Annotated in this window: 5 protein-coding genes and 1 pseudogene; 5 read left to right on the top strand and 1 reads right to left on the bottom strand. The window is 36.9% G+C overall.

Features of this window, described 5'->3' with window-relative positions; translation table 11 throughout:
• The first annotated feature begins 228 nt into the window (after window positions 1-228).
• From V7147_RS23875 to V7147_RS23855, 5 genes are read left to right on the top strand one after another with little or no spacing between them, the layout of a single operon-like run.
• Window positions 229-474 carry a spore gernimation protein GerQ gene (locus V7147_RS23875; RefSeq protein WP_335370288.1) on the top strand — a complete coding sequence of 82 codons (246 nt, stop codon included), beginning with the start codon at window positions 229-231 and terminating at the stop codon, window positions 472-474.
• A gap of 16 nt (window positions 475-490) precedes the next feature.
• A complete protein-coding gene (locus V7147_RS23870; protein ID WP_335370287.1) occupies window positions 491-859 on the top strand; it encodes a spore coat protein in 369 nt (122 codons plus the stop codon).
• A gap of 18 nt (window positions 860-877) precedes the next feature.
• Complete coding sequence (locus V7147_RS23865) at window positions 878-2,014, top strand: zinc-dependent alcohol dehydrogenase (protein WP_335370286.1); 1,137 nt, start codon at window positions 878-880, stop codon at window positions 2,012-2,014.
• A 16-nt stretch (window positions 2,015-2,030) separates the two neighbouring features.
• Window positions 2,031-2,225, top strand: a complete 195-nt coding sequence (locus tag V7147_RS23860; protein WP_304217329.1) for a hypothetical protein — start codon at window positions 2,031-2,033, stop codon at window positions 2,223-2,225.
• A gap of 18 nt (window positions 2,226-2,243) precedes the next feature.
• Complete coding sequence (locus V7147_RS23855) at window positions 2,244-2,543, top strand: spore coat protein (RefSeq protein WP_335370285.1); 300 nt, start codon at window positions 2,244-2,246, stop codon at window positions 2,541-2,543.
• A gap of 153 nt (window positions 2,544-2,696) precedes the next feature.
• Here V7147_RS23855 and V7147_RS23850 read toward each other — a convergent pair.
• Window positions 2,697-3,781, bottom strand: a pseudogene (locus V7147_RS23850) (L-dopachrome tautomerase-related protein).
• Between the last annotated feature and the right edge of the window lie 142 nt (window positions 3,782-3,923).

The raw sequence follows: 3,923 nt of genomic DNA, 5'->3' as shown, positions 1-3,923 counted from the left end.
GTTCAACCAGATATTTCTGGTTGAACATTTTTTTAGCTACAAGAAAAACAAAACCGCCGCAGCAATCTTCCTCAGCAATCACAAAAAAATGAATTTCCCCCACTTTATGAATACTCCAACCATTTAAGATAATTTACCAAATATAAAAAAAACCTTAAAGAATGTTTCCCTCCTATTTTTGGAACAATACAATTTGATTCTATTAACGAATAAGGAGGTTTATTAGAAATGGATAATCAAAAATTAGCCGATCATGAATCATTGGATTTACATGAAGTTATAAATTTCAAAACCCTTTGCTTAGCGAAATCAAAACTAATGCAAGGCTTGGTATTTGATCATGATTTGAGAGCATTAATGCAAAAAGATGTTGAACAATCCATACAAGCGCTTGGGGAATTACAGGCAATTTATCAACGTGCACCTTTTGAAGCTCCTGTTCCTCAAAACCGGCCAACACCAATAATCAATTGAAAAGGAGGCAAATTCATTGAACCAAGACTATTTAGACCCAATAAACTCGCTACACGTACCAGAGCTAGCAGATACCACATTTGCAATGGATTTACTTCTTCGTGCCAAAGAAGGTGTTCGCAATATTGCCGTAGCATTAACGGAGTCAGCATCACCTGATGTTAGAACGCTCTTACGAAACCATTTAATGCAAGGTATTGCCATGCACCAAGAAATTACAGAACTAATGATTAATAAAAAATGGTTCCACCCATACGAACTAAGTGAACAGTATAAACTAGATCAACTATCTGCCAACAATACATTGATGATGGGCAAAATGAATCTTTTCCCGGTTGAGACCAATAGAAAAGGTATGTTTGACCGGACACCTGATGATCACTAACACTGGAGGCTGTAACCAATGAAGGCAGTAACGTATCAAGGTATTAAAAATGTTGTAGTCAAAGAAGTTCCAGATCCAAAAATTGAAAAACCAGATGACATGATTATTAAAGTAACAAGTACAGCTATATGTGGGTCTGATTTACATTTAATTCATGGAATGATTCCTAACCTGCAAGAAAACTATGTTATTGGTCATGAACCAATGGGAATCGTAGAAGAGGTTGGACCAAATGTTACGAAAGTAAAAAAAGGGGATCGTGTTATTATTCCTTTTAACATTGCCTGCGGGGAATGTATTTATTGTAAAAACCATTTGGAAAGCCAATGTGATAATTCTAATGATAATGGTGATATGGGTGCCTATTTTGGATATTCTGGTACAACGGGTGGTTATCCAGGCGGGCAAGCTGAATATTTAAGAGTACCATTTGCCAACTTTACTCATTTCAAAATTCCAGAGACTTGTGAGGAACCAGATGAAAAGTTAGCAGTTATTGCCGATGCGATGACTACTGGTTTTTGGAGTGTTGACAATGCAGGCGTAAAGGATGGAGATACTGTAATTGTTTTTGGCTGTGGTCCGGTTGGCCTTTTTGCTCAAAAATTCTGTTGGCTTAAAGGAGCAAAGCGTGTCATTGCCATAGATTATGTAGACTATCGTTTGCAACACGCCAAACGTACCAACAATGTTGAAATTGTAAATTTTGAACACTTTGAAAATGTGGGAATGCATTTGAAGGAAATGACGAAGGGCGGCGCTGATGTTGTCATTGATGCAGTTGGTATGGACGGTAAAATGACTGATTTAGAGTTCCTTGCGAGCGGAATGAAACTTCAAGGTGGAGCATTAGGAGCGTTTATCATGGCTACACAAGCAGTGCGTAAAGGTGGGACAATTCAAGTTACTGGCGTTTACGGCGGTAGATATAATGGTTTCCCTCTTGGAGATATTATGCAGCGAAATATCAATATCCGCTCTGGGCAAGCACCTGTGATTCACTATATGCCATATATGTTTGAATTAGTTTCTACCGGAAAAATTGACCCAGGAGATGTCGTAAGTCATGTACTTCCACTTAGTGAAGCAAAGCGTGGCTATGAGATTTTTGACACCAAAATGGATGATTGTATAAAAGTCGTGTTGAAACCTTGAGGAAGGAGATAAAAAAATGAATTATGCCTTACATGAAGTTCTTGAAGTCCATGAGATAGCTGCATTTAAGACCACTTGTTTAACTAAATCCAAAACAATGAGAGCATTAGTTACAGATCCGCTATTAAAAGATATTATGCAGCAAGACATTGATGTATCTACGAGACAATTACAAGAATATGCTTCTATCCTTTCCAACGCTAAGCAGTAAATTAGGAGATGAATGAACATGAATCCAATCATTGAAACATTAACTGGCATGGACGCATTATCGGATCAAGTGGTTGCAATGGATCTACTCATTTCAGCTAAAAGTGGAGTTAGAAATTATGCCATGGCAGTTACGGAGGCAGGAACACCAGAAATTAAAGAAATACTCACTCGCCATTTAGTGGAAGCTCTTGATATGCATGAACAAATATCCGGATATATGGTAGAAAAAGGATGGTACCATGCTTGGGATACAAACGAACAGATCAGTTTGGATGTAAATAATATCAATACAGCATTGAACTTACCGACATTATAAAAAATTTCCAGGAACAGTTTAACACTCACCAAATAAACTGTTCCTATTAATCCATTTTGAGTTTATTTGGCAGAAGTAAATAAAGTTAATACTTCTTGCTTACTCTTGTTTGTTTTGCACTATATAATGAAAACAATTAATTTACTATTTTTATTATGAAAAGGTAGGCGCAGGAAATTCATCAATTTTGATACGAAGTAAACTATAAGGTTTCTGTCGTAAGTCTTTTCCATAATGAAATCTAGGCTGTCGATGTAATTGGTTCACAATGACATACAAATATTGATCCGGACCAATTGAAAAAGTATCCGGCCACAAAATTCTCGGATCATGTGCGATAGTTNNGGCAATATCTTACGGATACTGTTGTTTTCATAATCTCCAGCATAAACAGTTCCCTTTGCATCGGTGATCATTCCATCAGACGCACCTTTTTCTCCCCAATACTCCACATGATAAGGTAAATCCATGTCCGGTATCGTTCTGTCTCTCAGGGCTTCTGTTGAGATTGAGAACAAATGACGACTGGTTAGTGGAGCAAAAAATAATATCTTTCCATCGGGAGAAATCGCAAGACTATCAGATGCCAATCTAAATGGAGAAGTTGAACCGTCTTTGTTTCGATTCATTAAAATTTGACCTTCTACTTTCGGTAAAAAATAGGGATCGGGTGAAGTTGAATTTGCCCCATTTAACCGTCTAAACGCGTTTCCATTTGATAAATCTACGACGATAATAGCTCCTGGTCCTCTTGAAGAAGAATCCGTTATATAGGCATAACCTGCTTTTCCTACACGAAAATCAAAACGGACATCATTCAGATAAGTTGTAGGCAGGACAACATCTTCTGTAAAGGTATATACTTTTCTTATTAAATTGGTTTCTAAATCAACAGCGACTAATTTTGCCCCCCCTTTAATAGGTTCAGAAAAATTGGGTGCCGCTGTATCTAATATCCAGAGCGTTCCCCTTCCATCAGCAACTACACTTTGGACACTGATGAAAGTCATTGTGATATTCTCGGGATTAACCAAATTTGTTTGTAAATTAGGATAAGGCTGCAATTTATCCTCAACCATTTCCCCCACCGTAAATTTAACATCGTCTCCCCATTTCGGAAAGCAAATGAAAGTACGACCGGTTTCTGAAACAGTAACACCTGTAGGCATAGCCCCATAAAATGCATAAACTAGTTCTAAATTACCGAAATATTTTTCACTAGGTAACATAGGTTTCATAATATCCTCCTCAAGCATTCAAACGGGATATCACTTATATATGATTTATATTTTTTCTAGTGCATGTTTCTTAATAAGTTTTTCTATACGAAAAGATGATTGAATGGATTGTTTTTGAAATTTAATAATTCTGTCAGAAGTA

The sequence above is a fragment of the Bacillus sp. JJ1521 genome (genome assembly GCF_036965165.1).
Lineage (GTDB): Bacteria > Bacillota > Bacilli > Bacillales > Bacillaceae_L > Ferdinandcohnia.
The sequence above is the reverse complement of the archived record's forward strand: the minus strand, read 5'-3'. Positions and strand labels throughout refer to the sequence as shown.

Coding starts and splice junctions, on each gene's coding strand:
- V7147_RS23875 (WP_335370288.1), top strand. CDS start 229: ATGGATAATCAAAAATTAGCCGATCATGAATCATTGGATTTACATGAA.
- V7147_RS23860 (WP_304217329.1), top strand. CDS start 2,031: ATGAATTATGCCTTACATGAAGTTCTTGAAGTCCATGAGATAGCTGCA.
- V7147_RS23855 (WP_335370285.1), top strand. CDS start 2,244: ATGAATCCAATCATTGAAACATTAACTGGCATGGACGCATTATCGGAT.
- V7147_RS23865 (WP_335370286.1), top strand. CDS start 878: ATGAAGGCAGTAACGTATCAAGGTATTAAAAATGTTGTAGTCAAAGAA.